General features: G+C 74.6%; 1 protein-coding gene and 1 pseudogene. Both read left to right on the forward strand.

From position 1 onward, the window contains the following. Positions 1-33: 33 nt before the first annotated feature. Positions 34-5559 (forward strand): annotated as a pseudogene (locus tag RBJ77_RS58700) (SDR family NAD(P)-dependent oxidoreductase); the annotation flags it as partial. A gap of 50 nt (positions 5560-5609) precedes the next feature. Next, positions 5610-16379, forward strand: a complete 10770-nt coding sequence (locus RBJ77_RS58705) for a type I polyketide synthase (protein WP_372352422.1) — start codon at positions 5610-5612, stop codon at positions 16377-16379. The last annotated feature ends 47 nt before the right edge of the window (positions 16380-16426 follow it).

Here is a 16426-nt window from a genome sequence, read left to right on the forward strand (position 1 = left end):
GACGAGGCAGAACTCCGCGACTATCTCAAGAGGGCCATCGCCGACGCCCGCACCGCCCGCAGGCGGCTGCGCGAGGTCCAGGACCAGGCGCGCGAGCCGATCGCCGTCGTCGCGATGGCGTGCCGGTACCCGGGCGGCGTGGCCTCGCCCGAGGACCTGTGGCGGCTGGTCGCCGACGGCGGCGACGCCGTCGACGGCTTCCCCGAGGACCGCGGCTGGGACCTGGAGGCCCTCTTCGACGCCGACCCCGACCAGGCCGGCACGTCGTACGTCACGCAGGGCGGATTCCTGCGCGGCGCGGGCGAGTTCGACGCCGGGTTCTTCGGGATCTCGCCGCGCGAGGCGATGGCCATGGACCCGCAGCAGCGGCTCCTCCTGGAGACCTCCTGGGAGGCGCTGGAGCGCGCGGGCATCGACCCGGTCTCGCTCAAGGGCACCGACGTGGGCGTCTTCTCCGGCCTGTCCGGCCAGGGCTACGGCGCCGGCGCCGGGGTGGTCACCCCGGAGTCCGAGGGCTTCGCGGGCACCGGCGCCTCGACGAGCGTCGCCTCGGGCCGCGTCTCGTACGTCCTCGGCCTCGAAGGCCCGGCGGTGTCCCTGGACACGGCGTGCTCGTCGTCCCTGGTGGCCATCCACCTGGCCGCGCAGGCGCTGCGCCAGGGCGAGTGCTCCATGGCGCTCGCGGGCGGCGCGATGGTGATGTCGACGCCCGGCAACTTCGTGGCGTTCTCGCGCCAGCGCGGCCTCGCCGCCGACGGCCGCTGCAAGGCGTTCGCGGACGGCGCGGACGGCATGGGCCTCGCCGAAGGCGTCGGCGTCATCCTCCTGGAACGGCTGTCCGCGGCCCGCGAACGCGGCCACAAGATCCTCGCCGTGCTGCGCGGCAGCGCGGTCAACCAGGACGGCGCCTCCAACGGCCTCACGGCCCCCAACGGCCCGTCCCAGCAGCGCGTCATCCGCAAGGCCCTCGCGAACGCCGGCCTGTCGCCCGCCGACGTCGACGTCGTAGAGGCGCACGGCACCGGCACGGCGCTCGGCGACCCGATCGAGGCGCAGGCGCTCATCGCCACGTACGGCAAGGACCGAGACCCCCAACAGCCTTTGTGGCTCGGCTCGTTGAAGTCGAACATCGGTCACACCCAGGCCGCCGCGGGCGTCGGCAGCGTCATCAAGATGGTCGAGGTGCTGCGGCACGGCACGATGCCGGCCACGCTGCACGTGGACGTCCCCACGACCGAGGTCGACTGGTCGGCGGGCGCCGTCGAGCTGCTGACCGAGGCCCGGGACTGGCCGCGCGCGGGCCGCCCACGCCGGGCCGGTGTCTCCTCGTTCGGCGTGAGCGGCACGAACGCCCACCTGATCCTGGAGGAGGCACCGGACGAAGAGGCGCCGGAGCCCGCCGCGGACAGGGGCGGCGTGGTGCCGCTCGTGGTGTCCGCGCACAACGCCGCCTCGCTCACGGGCCAGGCCGAGCGGCTCGCGGCCTTCACCGAGGGCACGGACGGGGTGTCCCTGCCGGACGTCGCGGGAGTCCTGGCGAAGGGCCGCGCGGTCCTCGCCGAACGTGCTGTGATCGTCGCCGACTCCCACGAAGAGGCCCTCACCGCCTTCCGCGCGCTGGCCCGCGGCGAGAGCGGCGCCAACCTGGTCTCCGGAAGCGTCGGTTCGGCCGGCCCCGGCAAGGTCGTCGGCGTGTTCCCGGGGCAGGGGTCCCAATGGGTGGGCATGGGAAGGGAGTTGCTCGATTCGTCGCCGGTGTTCGCCGAGCGGATCGCCGAGTGCGCGGCTGCACTTGAGCCGTACGTCGACTGGTCGCTGGTGGACGTGCTGCGCGGCGAGGCGGCTCCCGAGCTGCTGGAGCGCGTGGACGTCGTCCAGCCCGCGAGCTTCGCCGTGATGGTGGGCCTTGCCGCGGTCTGGGCGTCCGTGGGTGTCGAGTTCGACGCCGTGCTGGGGCACTCGCAGGGTGAGATCGCTGCGGCGTGCGTGTCCGGGGCGCTGTCCCTGGAGGACGCGGCGCGTGTGGTCGCGCTGCGCAGCCAGGCGATCGGTGAGCGGTTGGCCGGTCGCGGGGGTATGGCGTCGGTCGCGCTGAGCGAGGGCGAGGCGGTCGGCCGTCTCGCGCGCTGGGCGGACCGGGTGGAGGTCGCGGCGGTCAACGGCCCGAGCTCCGTGGTCGTCGCCGGTGACGCCGAGGCGCTGGACGAGGCGCTCGCCTCTCTGACGGCGGACGGTATTCGCGTACGCCGCGTGGCGGTGGACTACGCCTCCCACACACGCCACGTCGAGGACATCGAGTCCACTCTCGCCGAGACCCTGTCCGGCATCGAGGCGCAAGCCCCCACCATCCCCTTCTACTCCACCGTCACCGGCGGCTGGGTGGAGGAGGCCGGAGTCCTCAACGGCGGCTACTGGTACGGGAATCTGCGCGGTCAGGTGAAGTTCGGCCCGGCCGTCGCCGACCTGGTCGAGCAGGGCCACCGCACCTTCATCGAGATCAGCGCCCACCCCGTCCTGGTCCAGCCGGTCAACGAGATCCTCGACGAGAGCGGCACGGAAACGATCGTGACCGGCTCGCTGCGCCGCGACGACGGTGGCCTGCGCCGGCTGCTCGCCTCGATGGCCGAGGTGTTCGTGCGCGGCGTCCCCGTCGACTGGACCGGGACCCTGCCCACCGGAACCACGACCGTCGGCGTCGACCTCCCCACGTACGCCTTCGACCACCAGCACTACTGGCTCCAGGGCACCGCCACCGACGGCGACGCGGCCTCGCTCGGGCTCGCCGGGACCGATCACCCGCTGCTCGGCGCGCTGGTCCGGCTGCCGCAGTCCGGCGGTCTGGTCTTCACCTCGCGCCTGTCGCTCAAGTCGCACCCCTGGCTCGCCGACCACACCATCGGCGGCCTGCCGCTCCTGCCGGGCACCGGCCTGGTCGAACTGGCCGTGCGCGCCGGTGACGAGGCCGGGTGCAGCGTCCTGGAGGAGCTCGTGATCGAGGCGCCCCTCGTGGTGCCGGAGCAGGGCGGCGTGCGGCTGCAGGTCGCCGTCGGCGCCCCCGGCGAGCACGGGACGCGCACCGTCGAGGTCTTCTCCCAGCGCGAGGACGCGGGCGAGGAGCAGCCGTGGACCCGGCACGCCACCGCCACGCTCGCCGCCGCGGCCCCCAACCCGCCCACCGACTTCGACTTCGCCGCCTGGCCGCCGCCCGGCGCCGAGCCGGCCGAGGTCGACGGCTTCTACGACGAGCTGCGCGCACACGGCGTCGGCTACGGCCCCTCCTTCCAGGGCGTACGCGCGGTGTGGCGGCGCGGCGACGAGGTCTTCGCCGAGGTCGTCCTGCCCGACGAACAGCGCAAGGAGGCCGAGCGGTTCGGCATCCACCCCGCCCTCCTCGACGCGGCGCTGCAGACCGGTTCGTTCCGGGCCGTGAGCGAGGCCGCGGCGGACGGCGAGGCCGGACGGCCGCTGCTCGCGTTCTCCTGGAACGGCCTGGTCCTGCACGCAGCGGGCGCCTCCGCGCTGCGGGTGCGGGTCGCGCCGAGCGGACAGGACGCCCTGTCCGTCGACGCGGCGGACGAGACGGGCTCGCTGGTCGTCACGATGGACTCGCTGGTGTCGCGGGCCGTGTCCGCGGAGCAGTTGGAGACCGCGGCGGACTCGGCTGCCACCGACTCGCTGTTCCGCGTGGAGTGGACCGAACTGCCGCAGATCCAGGGCGGGTTGGAGGCCCCGGTGTGGACGCCGGTGGCCACCGCGGGCGACGTCGCGGCGTCGGCCGCCGAGGTGCCGGCGGTCGCCGTCGTGGAGGCCGTCGGCGGGGACGGCGCGAGCGCCGTGCTCGACCTGTCCGCACGGGTGCTGGGCGTCGTCCAGGCCTGGCTCGACGCGGACGGCCCGGCGGAGTCGCGGCTCGTCGTCGTGACCCGGGGCGCGGTGCCCGCGGGCGACGGCACGGTGACCGACCCGGCCGGTTCGGCGGTGTGGGGTCTCGTCCGCGCCGCGCAGGCCGAGAACCCGGACCGCATCGTCCTCCTCGACACCGACACCGACACCGACACGGGTGGCGAAGGTGGGGTCGACCGGATTCTGGGCGCGGCCCTCGCCACCGGCGAACCACAGCTCGCGGCTCGCGGTACGACCCTCTCCGTGCCCCGGCTCACCCGGGTCACCCCCGCCCCGACCCCTCAACTCACCGACGACGGCGCGGCGTTCGAGAAGCCCTTCAAGGTGGACGGCACCGTCCTCGTCTCGGGCGGCGGCTCGCTCGGCGAGCTCATCGCCCGGCACCTCGTCGTCGGACACGGCGTGCGCCACCTCGTGCTGGCCAGCCGTCGCGGCCCCGACGCCGACGGCGTGCGGGACCTGGTCGCCGAGCTGACCGGACACGGCGCGACGGTCTCCGTCGTGGCCTGCGACGTCTCCGACCGCGACCAGGTGCGGTCCCTGCTCGCCTCGGTTCCGGAGGCGCACCCGCTGACCGCTCTGGTGCACACGGCCGGAGTGTTCGAGGCGGGGCTCGTCGGCACCCTCACCCCGGAGCGGCTGGCCCGGGTCTTCGCGCCGAAGGTCGACGCCGTACGCCACTACGACGAGCTGACGCGCGGCCTCGACCTGGACGCGTTCATCGTCTACTCCTCCGCCTCGTCCGTCTTCCTGGGCGCGGGCAGCAGCGGCTACGGCGCCGCCAACGCCTTCCTGGACGGCCTGATGGCCCAGCGCCGCGCCGCCGGACTGCCCGGCCTGTCCCTGTCCTGGGGCACGTGGGCGTACGCCACCAACATGACCAGCCACCTCAGCACCGACGACCAGGTGAGCATGAGCCGCCGCACGAGCCGCGACGGCGTCGTCGCCCTCGAACCCGGCGAGGGCATGGAACTGTTCGACGCGGCCGTCGGGTCCGCGGAGTCGCTGCTCGTGCCGGTCAAGCTGGACCTGCGGGCGGTGCGCGCCGACGCGTCGGCCGGCGGCACGGTGCCGCCGCTGCTGCGCACCCTCGTTCCGGCCGGCCGGCAGCAGGCCCGAGCGGCCGGCGCGCAGGACGGCGGTCTGCTGCGCAGGCTGTCCGGGCTCGCCGACGACGAGCAGGAGGCGCTGCTCCTCGACCTGGTCCGCACCCAGGCCGCGGTCGTGCTCGGGCACAGCGGTCCGGAGAGCGTCCGCCCGGACACCGCGTTCAAGGACGTCGGCTTCGACTCGCTCACGTCGGTGGAGCTGCGCAACCGGCTGCGCGAGGCGACCGGCCTCAAACTGCCCGCGACGCTCGTCTTCGACCAGCCGACCCCGGTCGTGCTCACCCGCTACCTGCGCGGTGAACTCGGCATCGGCGACGACGTGCTGGCGCGCGTCACCGGAAAGATAGAAGACGTCGAGTCGCTGATTGCTTCCGTGAGCCTCGACGAATCCATGAGCGCCGCTATCGCGCTCCGTCTTCAGGGCCTGGTGGCCCGTTGTAATGGGGTCGTCGAGCAGGCGGGCGTCTCCACCGTGGCCGAGAAGCTGGAATCCGCGTCGGCCGACGAAGTCCTCGACTTCATCCATGAGGAACTCGGGCTCGTGTGAATCCGGTACAGGGCATCCGGCTCCATCAACATTCTCGTGAGGACTGACGCATGGCCACGGACGAACAACTCCTCAACACCCTCAAGCGCGTCACCACCGAACTGCACAACCTGCGCAAGCAGGGAGCCTCGCACGCGGGCGAGCCGATCGCCGTCGTGGGCATGGCGTGCCGGCTGCCGGGCGGCGTGACGGGCCCCGCGGACCTGTGGCGGCTGGTGCGCGAGGGCGGCGACGCGGTGTCCGGGTTCCCCGACGACCGCGGCTGGGAGCTGGACGGCCTGTTCGACCCGGACCCCGACCACCCCGGCACCTCCTACACCGACCAGGGCGGATTCCTGCGCGGCGCGGGCGAGTTCGACCCCGGCTTCTTCGGGATCTCGCCGCGCGAGGCGCTGGCGGTCGACCCGCAGCAGCGGCTCCTCCTGGAGACCTCCTGGGAGGCCCTGGAGCACGCGGGCATCGACCCCGTCTCGCTCAAGGGCACCGACGTGGGCGTGTTCACCGGGGTGTCCAGTCAGGGGTACGGGTCGGGGAGCGGCGGCGTCGCGCCCGAGCTGGAGAGCTTCACCGGCACCGGCGTGGCGTCGAGCGTGGCGTCGGGCCGGGTCTCGTACGTCCTCGGCTTCGAGGGCCCGGCCGTCTCCGTGGACACGGCCTGCTCCTCCTCGCTGGTCGCCATCCACCTGGCCGCGCAGGCGCTGCGCCAGGGCGACTGCTCCATGGCCCTGGCCGGCGGCGCGATGGTGATGGCGACCCCCGGCACGTTCGTGGTCTTCTCCCGGCAGCAGGGCATGGCGTCCGACGGCCGCTGCAAGGCGTTCGCGGACGGCGCGGACGGCATGGGTCTGTCCGAGGGCGCCGGCGTGGTGGTCCTGGAGCGCCTGTCCGTGGCGCAGGAGCGGGGCCACGAGATCCTCGCGGTGCTGCGCGGCAGCGCGGTCAACCAGGACGGCGCCTCCAACGGCCTGACGGCGCCCAACGGTCCGTCCCAGCAGCGCGTCATCCGCAAGGCGCTGACCGGCGCGGGACTGGTCCCGGCCGACGTGGACGTCGTCGAGGCCCACGGCACCGGCACCGCGCTCGGCGACCCCATCGAGGCGCAGGCGCTGCTCGCCACGTACGGGCGGGGCCGCGACCCGCACAAGCCGCTGTACCTCGGCTCGCTGAAGTCGAACATCGGCCACACCCAGGCCGCTGCGGGCGTCTCCAGCGTCATCAAGATGGTCGAGGCGCTGCGGCACCGCGTGCTGCCCCCGACGCTGCACGCCGCCGTCCCGACGACCGAGGTCGACTGGACGGCCGGCGCGGTGGAACTGCTCACCGAGGCCAAGGACTGGCCGAGCGAGGGCCGTCCGCGCCGCGCGGGCGTGTCCTCGTTCGGCATCAGCGGCACGAACGCCCACCTGATCCTGGAAGAGGCCCCCGAGCAGCCGGCACCCGCTCCGGAGCCGGTCACCGGGGAGACGGCGCCCACGGGCGTGGTGCCCCTGGTGGTGTCCGCGCGCAGCGAGCGCTCCCTGGCCGGACAGGCCGAGCGGCTCGCCACCTACATCGAGAGCCACGGCGAGGATGGTGCGGGGGCGCCGCTGCCGCTGCCGCGCGTGGCCCGGGCCCTGCTCGCCCAGCGCGCCCTGCTGCCCGAGCGCGCGGTGGTCCTGGCCGGTTCCGACGAGGAGGCCCGCACCGGTCTCGCGGCGCTGGCCAGGGGCGAGAGCCCGGCCGGTGTCGTCACCGGCCGGGCGGCCGGCTCGGGCGGCCCCGGCAAGACGGTCTGGGTGTTCCCCGGGCAGGGCTCGCAGCGCGTCGGCATGGGCAGTGAACTGTACGACCGCCACCCGGTGTTCGCCCGCGCCCTGGACGAGGCGTGCGCCCACCTGGACGCGGCGCTCGCCGGGCGCGTCGACCACCCCGTGCGGGACGTCGTCCTCGGCCGGCTGGGCGGCAGCGCGGCGCTCCTGGACCAGACGGTCTTCACCCAGGCGGGCCTGTTCGCCGTCGAGACCGCCCTGTTCCGGCTCGTGGAGTCCTGGGGCGTGCGCCCCGACGCGGTCGTCGGGCACTCGATCGGCGAGATCTCCGCGGCGCACGCGGCCGGCGTCCTGTCGCTGGCCGACGCGGCGCGGCTGGTCGCGGCCCGGGGCCGGATGATGCAGGCCCTGCCGCCGGGCGGCGCGATGGTCGCGGTGGCGGCGAGCGAGGCGGAGGTCGCCGGGCTGCTCGGCGACGGCGTCGAGGTCGCCGCGGTCAACGGCCCGTCGTCAGTGGTCCTCTCCGGCGACGAGGACGCCGTCGTCGCGGCCGCGGAGCAGCTGCGCGGCCAGGGCCGCAAGACGAAGCGCCTGACCGTGTCGCACGCGTTCCACTCCCTGCGGATGGAACCGATGCTGGCCGACTTCACCGCGGAACTGGCCGGGCTTGAGTGGCACGACCCGCAGATCCCGGTCGTCTCGAACGTGACCGGCCGCCTCGCCGAGCCCGGCGAACTGGCGACGCCGGAGTACTGGGCGGGCCACGTGCGCAGGCCGGTGCGGTTCGCCGACGGCATCGCGGCCGCGGTCGGCTTCGGCGGCACCCTGTTCGTGGAGCTGGGCCCGGGCGCCGCCCTGACCGGCCTCGTCGAGGAGACGGCCACCGCCGCGGGCGCCGACGCGACCTGCGTGGCGGCGCTGCGCGACGGCCGTCCGGAGGAGCAGAGCCTGCTCGCCGCGCTCGCCGAACTGTTCGTACGGGGCACCCCCGTGGACTGGGACGGCCTCCTGCCCGCGAGCGCCGCCCCCGCCACGCGCCTCGACCTGCCGACGTACGCCTTCGACCACGAGCACTACTGGCTCAGGACGACGGACGCGGCCACCGACGCGGCCTCCCTCGGGCAGACGGCGGCCGATCACCCGCTGCTCGGCGCGGTGGTCCGGCTCCCGCAGGCCGACACCCTGCTGTTCACCTCAAGGCTGTCCCTGAAGACGCACCCGTGGCTGGCCGACCACGCCGTCGGCGGCCTCGTCCTCGTCCCCGGCACGGGACTCGTCGAGCTGGCCGTCCGCGCCGGTGACGAGGCCGGCTGCGGGATCCTGGAGGAACTCGTCGTCGAGGCGCCGCTGGTGGTGCCGGAGCGCGGCGGCGTACGCGTCCTGGTCACCGTGGGCGCCCCGGACGACACCGGCGCCCGCCTCGTCGAGGTGCACTCCCTGCGCGAGGACGCCCCCGGCGACGAGGAGACCTGGACCCGGCACGCGGCGGGCACCCTGTCCGCCCACGCGCCCCACCGCGCCGCGGGCTTCGACTTCACCGCCTGGCCGCCGCCCGGCGCCCGGCGCGTCGAGACCGACGACTTCTACCCGGGCCTTTCGGAGCGCGGCTACGGCTACGGACCCGCCTTCCAGGGGCTGCGCGCGGTGTGGCGGCGCGGCGACGAGGTCTTCGCCGAGGCCGCCCTGCCCGAGGAACACCGCGACGGCGCCGACCGGTTCGGCCTGCACCCGGCGCTCCTCGACGCCGCCCTGCACGCCGGAATGTTCGGTGCCGAGGCGGACGCGGCCGAGGAGGACAGGGCGGCCGGAGCACCGGTCCTGCCGTTCGCGTGGAACGGCCTGCAACTGCACGCCGCGGGCGCCCCCGCCCTGCGGATCCGGCTCACCGCCGCGGGGCCCGGCGCCGTGGCGCTGGAGGCGGCCGACGAGACCGGCGGCCTCGTCGTCACCCTGGACTCCCTGGTGTCCCGCCCGGTCTCCGCCGAACAGCTGGAGACGGCGGCGGACCCGGCGGCGACCGACTCCCTGTTCCAGGTGGACTGGACCGAACTTGCCCTGGATCAGCGGGTTTTGGCGTCCGACGCGCCGACGTGGGTGTCGGTGGCCGGACCCGAGGACGTGACAGCCCTGGGCGCCGCCGCCGACGCCGACGTACCGGCGGTGGCGGTCCTGGAGGCAGTGGGCGGTGACAGTGACGATGCCGTACTCGCCCTCACCTCACGGGTGCTGGGCGTAGTGCAGGCCTGGCTCGCAACCGACGGTCTCGACGACGCACGGCTCGTGGTGGCCACCCGGGGCGCGGTCCCCGCCGGCGACGGCTCGGTGACCGACCCGGCAGGCGCCGCGGTCTGGGGCCTGGTCCGCGCCGCCCAGTCCGAGAACCCGGACCGGATCACCCTGATCGACACGGACCCGGCCGCCGCCGACGGCGCCGTACCGGTGCTCGGCCTCGCCCTCGCCCTCGGCGAGCCGCAGATCGCGGTGCGCGGCAGGACGCTCTCCGCGCCCCGCCTCACCCGGGCCCGCACCACCGCCCGACCCGCCTCCGACGCACCGCGGTTCACTCCGGACGGCACGGTCCTCGTCACCGGCGGCACCGGCTCCCTCGGCGCCCTCGTGGCCCGCCACCTGGTCACCCGGCACGGCGTACGCCACCTGCTCCTCGCCAGCCGCCGCGGCCCGGCCGCCGCCCATGCCCAGGAACTGGCCGCCGAACTGACCGGCCTCGGCGCGACCGTGTCCGTCGCGGCCTGCGACATCTCCGACCGCGACCAGGCGAGCGCCCTGCTGGCCTCGATACCCGCCGCCCACCCGCTGCGCGGCGTCATCCACACGGCGGGCGTGCTCGACGACGGAGTGATCGGAGCGCTCACTCCCGAGCGCCTCGCCACGGTGTTCGCGCCGAAGGTCGACGCCGTACGCCACCTCGACGCGCTGACCCGCGGCCTGGACCTCGACGCGTTCGCCGTGTTCTCGTCCGCCTCGGGCGTGTTCGGCTCGGCGGGCCAGGGCAACTACGCCGCCGCCAACGCCTTCCTCGACGGCCTGATGAGTACCCGCCGCGCGGCCGGACTGCCCGGCGTCTCCCTGGCCTGGGGCCTGTGGGAGCAGGACGCCGGCATGACCGCCCACCTCGGCGACGCCGACCAGGCGCGCGCCGACCGCGGCGGCGTCCTGGCGATCTCGGCGGCCGAGGGCATGGAACTGCTCGACACCTCCCTCGCGTCCGGCCCGCCCCTGCTCGTCCCGATCAAGATGGACCTGCGCGGCGCGCGGGCGGGCGCGGCCTCCGGCACCCCGGTCCCGCACCTGCTGCGCACCCTCGTGCCGGTGGGCCGCCAACAGGCGCGGGCCGCGGCCGGCCAGGACACCGACCTGCCGCGCCGCCTCGCGGGCCTCTCCGAGGCCGAGCGCGAGGCGCTGCTCCTCGACCTCGTGCGCACCCAGGCCGCGCTCGTGCTCGGCCACAGCGGCGCCGCGAGCGTACGGGCGGACACGGCGTTCAACGAGGCCGGGTTCGACTCGCTGACCTCGGTCGAACTGCGCAACCGGCTGCGCGAGGCGACCGGCCTCAAGCTCCCGGCGACCCTGATCTTCGACTACCCGACCCCCCAGGCCCTCGCCGGTTACCTGCGCGACGAGTTCGCGGACACGGCGACGTCCGGCGCCGCCGCCACGACGGCGAAGACGACGCAGGCGACGGCGGTCGCGGACCCGGACGAGCCGATCGCGATCGTCGGCATGGCGTGCCGGCTGCCCGGCGGCGTGACCGGCCCCGAGTCGCTGTGGCGCCTGGTGCACGAGGGCCGCGAGGGCATGTCGGACTTCCCCGACGACCGCGGCTGGGACCTGGACGGCCTGTTCGACGCCGACCCGGACAGCGTCGGCACGTCGTACGCCCGTCAGGGCGGCTTCGTCAGCGGCGCGGGCTCCTTCGACCCCGGCTTCTTCGGGATCTCGCCGCGCGAGGCGCTCGCCATGGACCCGCAGCAGCGGCTCCTCCTGGAGACCTCGTGGGAGGCCCTGGAGGGCGCGGGAGTCGACCCCGGCTCCCTGAAGGGCACCGACGTCGGCGTGTTCTCCGGCGTCTCCAACCAGGGGTACGGGGCCGGGGTCACCGCCCCGGAACTGGAAGGCTTCGCCAGCACGGGCACCGCGTCGAGCGTGGCGTCCGGCCGCATCTCGTACGTCTTCGGCTTCGAGGGCCCGGCCGTCACCGTCGACACGGCGTGCTCGTCGTCGCTGGTCGCGATGCACCTGGCCGCGCAGTCGCTGCGGCAGGGCGAGTGCTCGATGGCACTGGCCGGTGGAGTCACCGTCATGGCGACCCCCGTCAGCTTCGTGGAGTTCTCGCGCCAGCGCGGCCTGGCGGGCGACGGCCGCTGCAAGGCGTACGCGGACGGCGCGGACGGCACCGGCTGGGCCGAGGGCGTGGGCCTGGTCGTCCTGGAACGCCTGTCCGTGGCCCGCGAACGCGGCCACAAGGTGCTCGCGGTGCTGCGCGGCAGCGCGGTGAACCAGGACGGCGCCTCCAACGGCCTGACGGCCCCCAACGGCCCGTCCCAGCAGCGCGTCATCCGCAAGGCCCTGGCCGGCGCCGGGCTCACCACGACCGACGTCGACGTGGTCGAAGGACACGGCACCGGTACGGCGCTCGGCGACCCGATCGAGGCGCAGGCCCTGCTCGCCACGTACGGCAAGAACCGCGACCCCCAACAGCCGCTGTGGCTAGGCTCGTTGAAGTCGAACATCGGCCACACCCAGGCCGCAGCGGGCGTCGCCAGCGTCATCAAGATGGTGCAGGCACTGCGCCACGGAGTGCTGCCGCCCACTCTCCACGTGGACGCACCCTCGTCCCAGGTGGACTGGTCGGCGGGCGCGGTGGAACTGCTGACCGAGGCACGCGACTGGCCGCGCGAGTACCGTCCGCGCCGGGCGGGCGTCTCCTCGTTCGGCATCAGCGGCACGAACGCCCACCTGATCCTGGAAGAGGCCCCCGACGACGGGCCGGCGACGGCCCGGCCCGAGTCGCACGAGGCCGACGGCCCGGTGCCGTTGGTGGTGTCGGCGCACAGCGAGGCGTCCCTGACGGGGCAGGCCGAGCGGCTCGCGGCCCTGCTGGAGAACGCCGACGCGGACACGTCGCTCGCGGCGGTCGCCGGAGCCCTGGTCGCGAACCGGGCGCTGCTGGCGGAGCGCGCGGTGCTGGTCGCCGACTCCGCGGCGGAGGCGGCCACGGGACTGCGGGCCCTGACGCGTGGCGAGGCCCCTTCCGGGGTGGTCACCGGGCGGGTCGGCGTCTCCGGTGGTCCGGGGAAGGTCGTGTGGGTGTTCCCGGGGCAGGGGTCCCAATGGGCCGGTATGGGGCGGGAGTTGCTCGATTCGTCGCCGGTGTTCGCGGAGCGGATCGCCGAGTGTGCGGTTGCGCTTGAGCCGTATGTCGAGTGGTCGCTGGTGGACGTGCTGCGCGGCGAGGTTGCCCCCGGGCTGCTGGAGCGCGTGGATGTGGTCCAGCCCGCGAGCTTCGCCGTGAATGTGGCGCTGGCTGCTGTGTGGGCTTCGCTCGGGGTGCGTCCCGATGCGGTGCTGGGTCACTCGCAGGGTGAGATTGCTGCGGCGTGTGTGTCCGGGGCGTTGTCGCTGGAGGATGCGGCGCGGGTGGTGGCGTTGCGGAGTCAGGCGATCGCCGCCGACCTGGCCGGTCGCGGCGGCATGGCGTCAGTCGCGCTGAGCGAGAGCGAGGCGGTCGACCGTCTCGCACGCTGGGCGGACCGCGTGGAGGTCGCGGCGGTCAATGGTCCGACGTCCGTGGTCGTCGCGGGGGACGCAGAGGCGCTGGACGAGGCGCTCGCCGCGCTGTCCGAGGATGGTGTCCGGGTGCGTCGCGTGGCGGTGGACTACGCCTCGCATACTCGCCACGTCGAGGACATCGAGGCCACTCTCGCCGAGACCTTGTCCGGCATCGAGGCCCAGGCCCCCGCCATCCCCTTCTACTCGACCGTGACCGGCGGCTGGGTCGAGGACGCGGGCATTCTCAACGGCGGCTACTGGTACGGGAATCTGCGCGGTCAGGTGAAGTTCGGCCCGGCCGTCTCCGACCTCATCGCGCAGGGCCACGACGCCTTCGTAGAGATCAGCGCCCACCCGGTTCTGGTCCAGCCGATCACCGAGACCGCCTACGACACCAACACCGACCTGGTGGTGACCGGGTCGCTGCGCCGCGACGACGGCGGCCTGCGCCGACTGCTCGCCTCCGCCGCCGAACTCTTCGTCCGCGGTGTCCCCGTCGACTGGACCGGGGGCCTGCCCACCGCAACCACAGCACCGCACGTCGTCGACCTCCCCACCTACGCCTTCGACCACCAGCACTACTGGCTCCAGAACACCGCACCGGCCGGCGACGCCACCTCCCTCGGGCTCGCCGGGACCGATCACCCGCTGCTCGGCGCCGTGGTGGAACTGCCGCAGTCCGACGGGCTCGTGGCCACCTCGCGGCTGTCCCTGAGGACGCACCCGTGGCTGGCCGACCACCGCGTCGGCGGCGTCGTCCTCGTCCCCGGCACCGGACTCGTCGAACTGGCCGTGCGTGCCGGTGACGAGGCCGGGTGCAGCGTGCTGGAGGAGCTTGTGATCGAGGCGCCCCTCGTGGTGCCGGAGCAGGGCGGCGTACGCGTTCAGGTCGCCGTCGGCGGACCTAACGGGAACGGTTCGCGCACCGTGGAGGTGTTCTCGCGACGCGAGGACGCCGACAGCGGCGCGGACGCCTGGACCCGCCACGCCAGCGGCATGCTCGCCGCCAGTCCCCAACTGGACTCCGGAGCGCCGGAGTTCGACTTCGCCGCCTGGCCGCCGCCCGGTGCGGAACCGGTGGACACCGCCGGTGGCTACGACCTGCTCACCGGCGTGGGCTACGGCTACGGCCCCGCCTTCCAGGGCGTACGCGCACTGTGGCGGCGCGGCGACGAGATGTTCGCCGAGGTGGCCCTGCCCGACGAGCACCGGCAGCAGGCGTCCGGGTTCGGCATCCATCCCGCGCTGCTCGACGCCGCTCTGCACGCGCCGCTGCTCCAGATCGCGGGTGCGGACCGTGGTGGTGACGGTCAACCCGAGGAGCGGGCACAGGAGTTGAGGCTCCCGTTCGCCTGGAACGGCCTCGTGCTGCACGCCGCGGGCGCCTCCGTGCTGCGGGTGCGCCTCGCCCAGCCCGAGCCCGCGGCACTGTCGCTGGCCGCGGCCGACGAGACCGGCGCCCTGGTCGTGTCGATGGACTCGCTGACGTCCCGCGTGGTCTCCGCCGAGCAGCTGGACACGGCGGCGGGCGCCCCGCGCAACGACTCGCTGTTCGGCGTCGACTGGACCGAACTCCCGCCGGCCCCGGCCCGCCGTCCGGAGCCCGTGCCGTCGTGGGTCCTCGTGGCCACCGCGGAGGACGTGGCGACGCTCGCCGACGACGTCGAGTCCGGCGGCGCCGAGGCCCCGGCCGTGGCGGTCCTGCGGGCCGTCGGCGGGGACGGCGAGGGCGCCGTGCTCGAACTGGCCACCCGCGTCCTCGAAGTCGTGCAGTGCTGGCTGGACGGACCCGGCCTGGAGGACAGCCGGCTCGCCGTGGTCACCCGGGGCGCCGTCCCCGCGGGCGACGGCACGGTGACCGACCCGGCCGGCACGGCGGTGTGGGGCCTGGTCCGCGCGGCACAGGCCGAGAACCCGGACCGGATCGTCCTCATCGACACCGACACCGACGCGGACGCCGGCGCCGGTCCTGACAGCGTCACCGACACCGGCACCGACCACGCCACCGACCACGCCACCGGTACCGAGCAGCTCGCGGAGCTGCTGGGCGCCGTCCTCTCCGGCGGCGAGCCGCAGGTCGCGGTGCGCGGCACGGTCCTCTCCGTACCGCGTCTGGCCCGCGTCGGCGGTCAACAGCCGTCAGCTACAGGGGCGTTCGGGCCGCAGGGGACCGTCCTGGTCTCCGGTGCCGGTTCGCTCGGCGGTCTCGTGGCCCGGCACCTGGTCGCCCAGCACGGCGTACGCGACCTCGTCCTGGCCAGTCGCCGGGGCGCCACGGCCGACGGCACCGCGGAACTGGTCGCCGAGCTGACCGGGCAGGGCGCCGAGGTCAGCGTCGTGGCCTGCGACATGGCGGACCGCGAGCAGGTCAAGGAGCTGCTGGCCGCGATACCCGGGCTGCGCGGCGTCGTGCACACCGCGGGCGTCACCGACGACGGGGTCATCGGGATGCTGACCCCGGAGCGCCTGGCGAAGGTGTTCGCGCCGAAGGTCGACGCCGTACGGCATCTCGACGAGCTGACGCGGGGCCTGGACCTCGACGCGTTCGTCGTCTACTCGTCCGTGTCGGCGGTCTTCATGGGTGCGGGCAGCGGCAGTTACGCGGCGGCCAACGCCTACCTCGACGGCTTGATGGCCCAGCGGCGTGCCGCCGGACTGCCCGGCCTCGCCCTGGACTGGGGCCTGTGGGAGCAGACCGGCGGCGGCATGGCGGCCGGTACCGACGCCATCGTCAAGGAGCGGATGAACCGGCGCGGTGGCCTCCAGGCGATCACGCCGGCCGAGGGCATGGCCCTGTTCGACGCCGCCGTCGCGTCCGGCCGGGCCCAGCTGGTGCCCGCCAAACTGGACCTGCGGTCGCTGCGGCAGCAGGCCGGGGCCGACGGGGGAGTGCCGCACCTGCTGCGCGGCCTCGTCCGCGCCGGCCGCCAGCAGGCCCACGCGGCGAGCGCCGCCGAGCAGGGCCGCGCCGTGGCGGAGCGACTGGCCGGGCTCTCCCGCGCCGAGCAGGCCGAGCTGCTGCTCGACCTGGTGCGGACCCAGGTCGCCGCGGTCCTCGGCCACGGCACCTCGTACCGGATCGACCCGGACCAGGGGCTGTTCGAGGTCGGCTTCGACTCGCTGACCTCGATCGAACTCCGCAACCGGCTGCGCGACCTCACCGAGCGCAAGCTCTCGCCCAACCTCGTCTTCGACCACCCGACGGCGGGCATGCTCGCCGCCCACCTCCACGAGCTGCTGTGCGGCGAGGAGGCGGCGCGCCCCGTGGCCGTCTCGGTGTGACCCCCTGCCCGACTGTCCGAACTCCTTTGGGAAGAAGGTGAAGAGAC

This window comes from Streptomyces sp. KL116D (assembly GCF_030766975.1).
Taxonomy (GTDB): domain Bacteria; phylum Actinomycetota; class Actinomycetes; order Streptomycetales; family Streptomycetaceae; genus Streptomyces; species Streptomyces longispororuber_A.

Bases quoted from the DNA above. Each gene is read 5' to 3' on its own strand.
- RBJ77_RS58705 (WP_372352422.1), top strand. From the start codon at position 5,610: ATGGCCACGGACGAACAACTCCTCAACACCCTCAAGCGCGTCACCACC.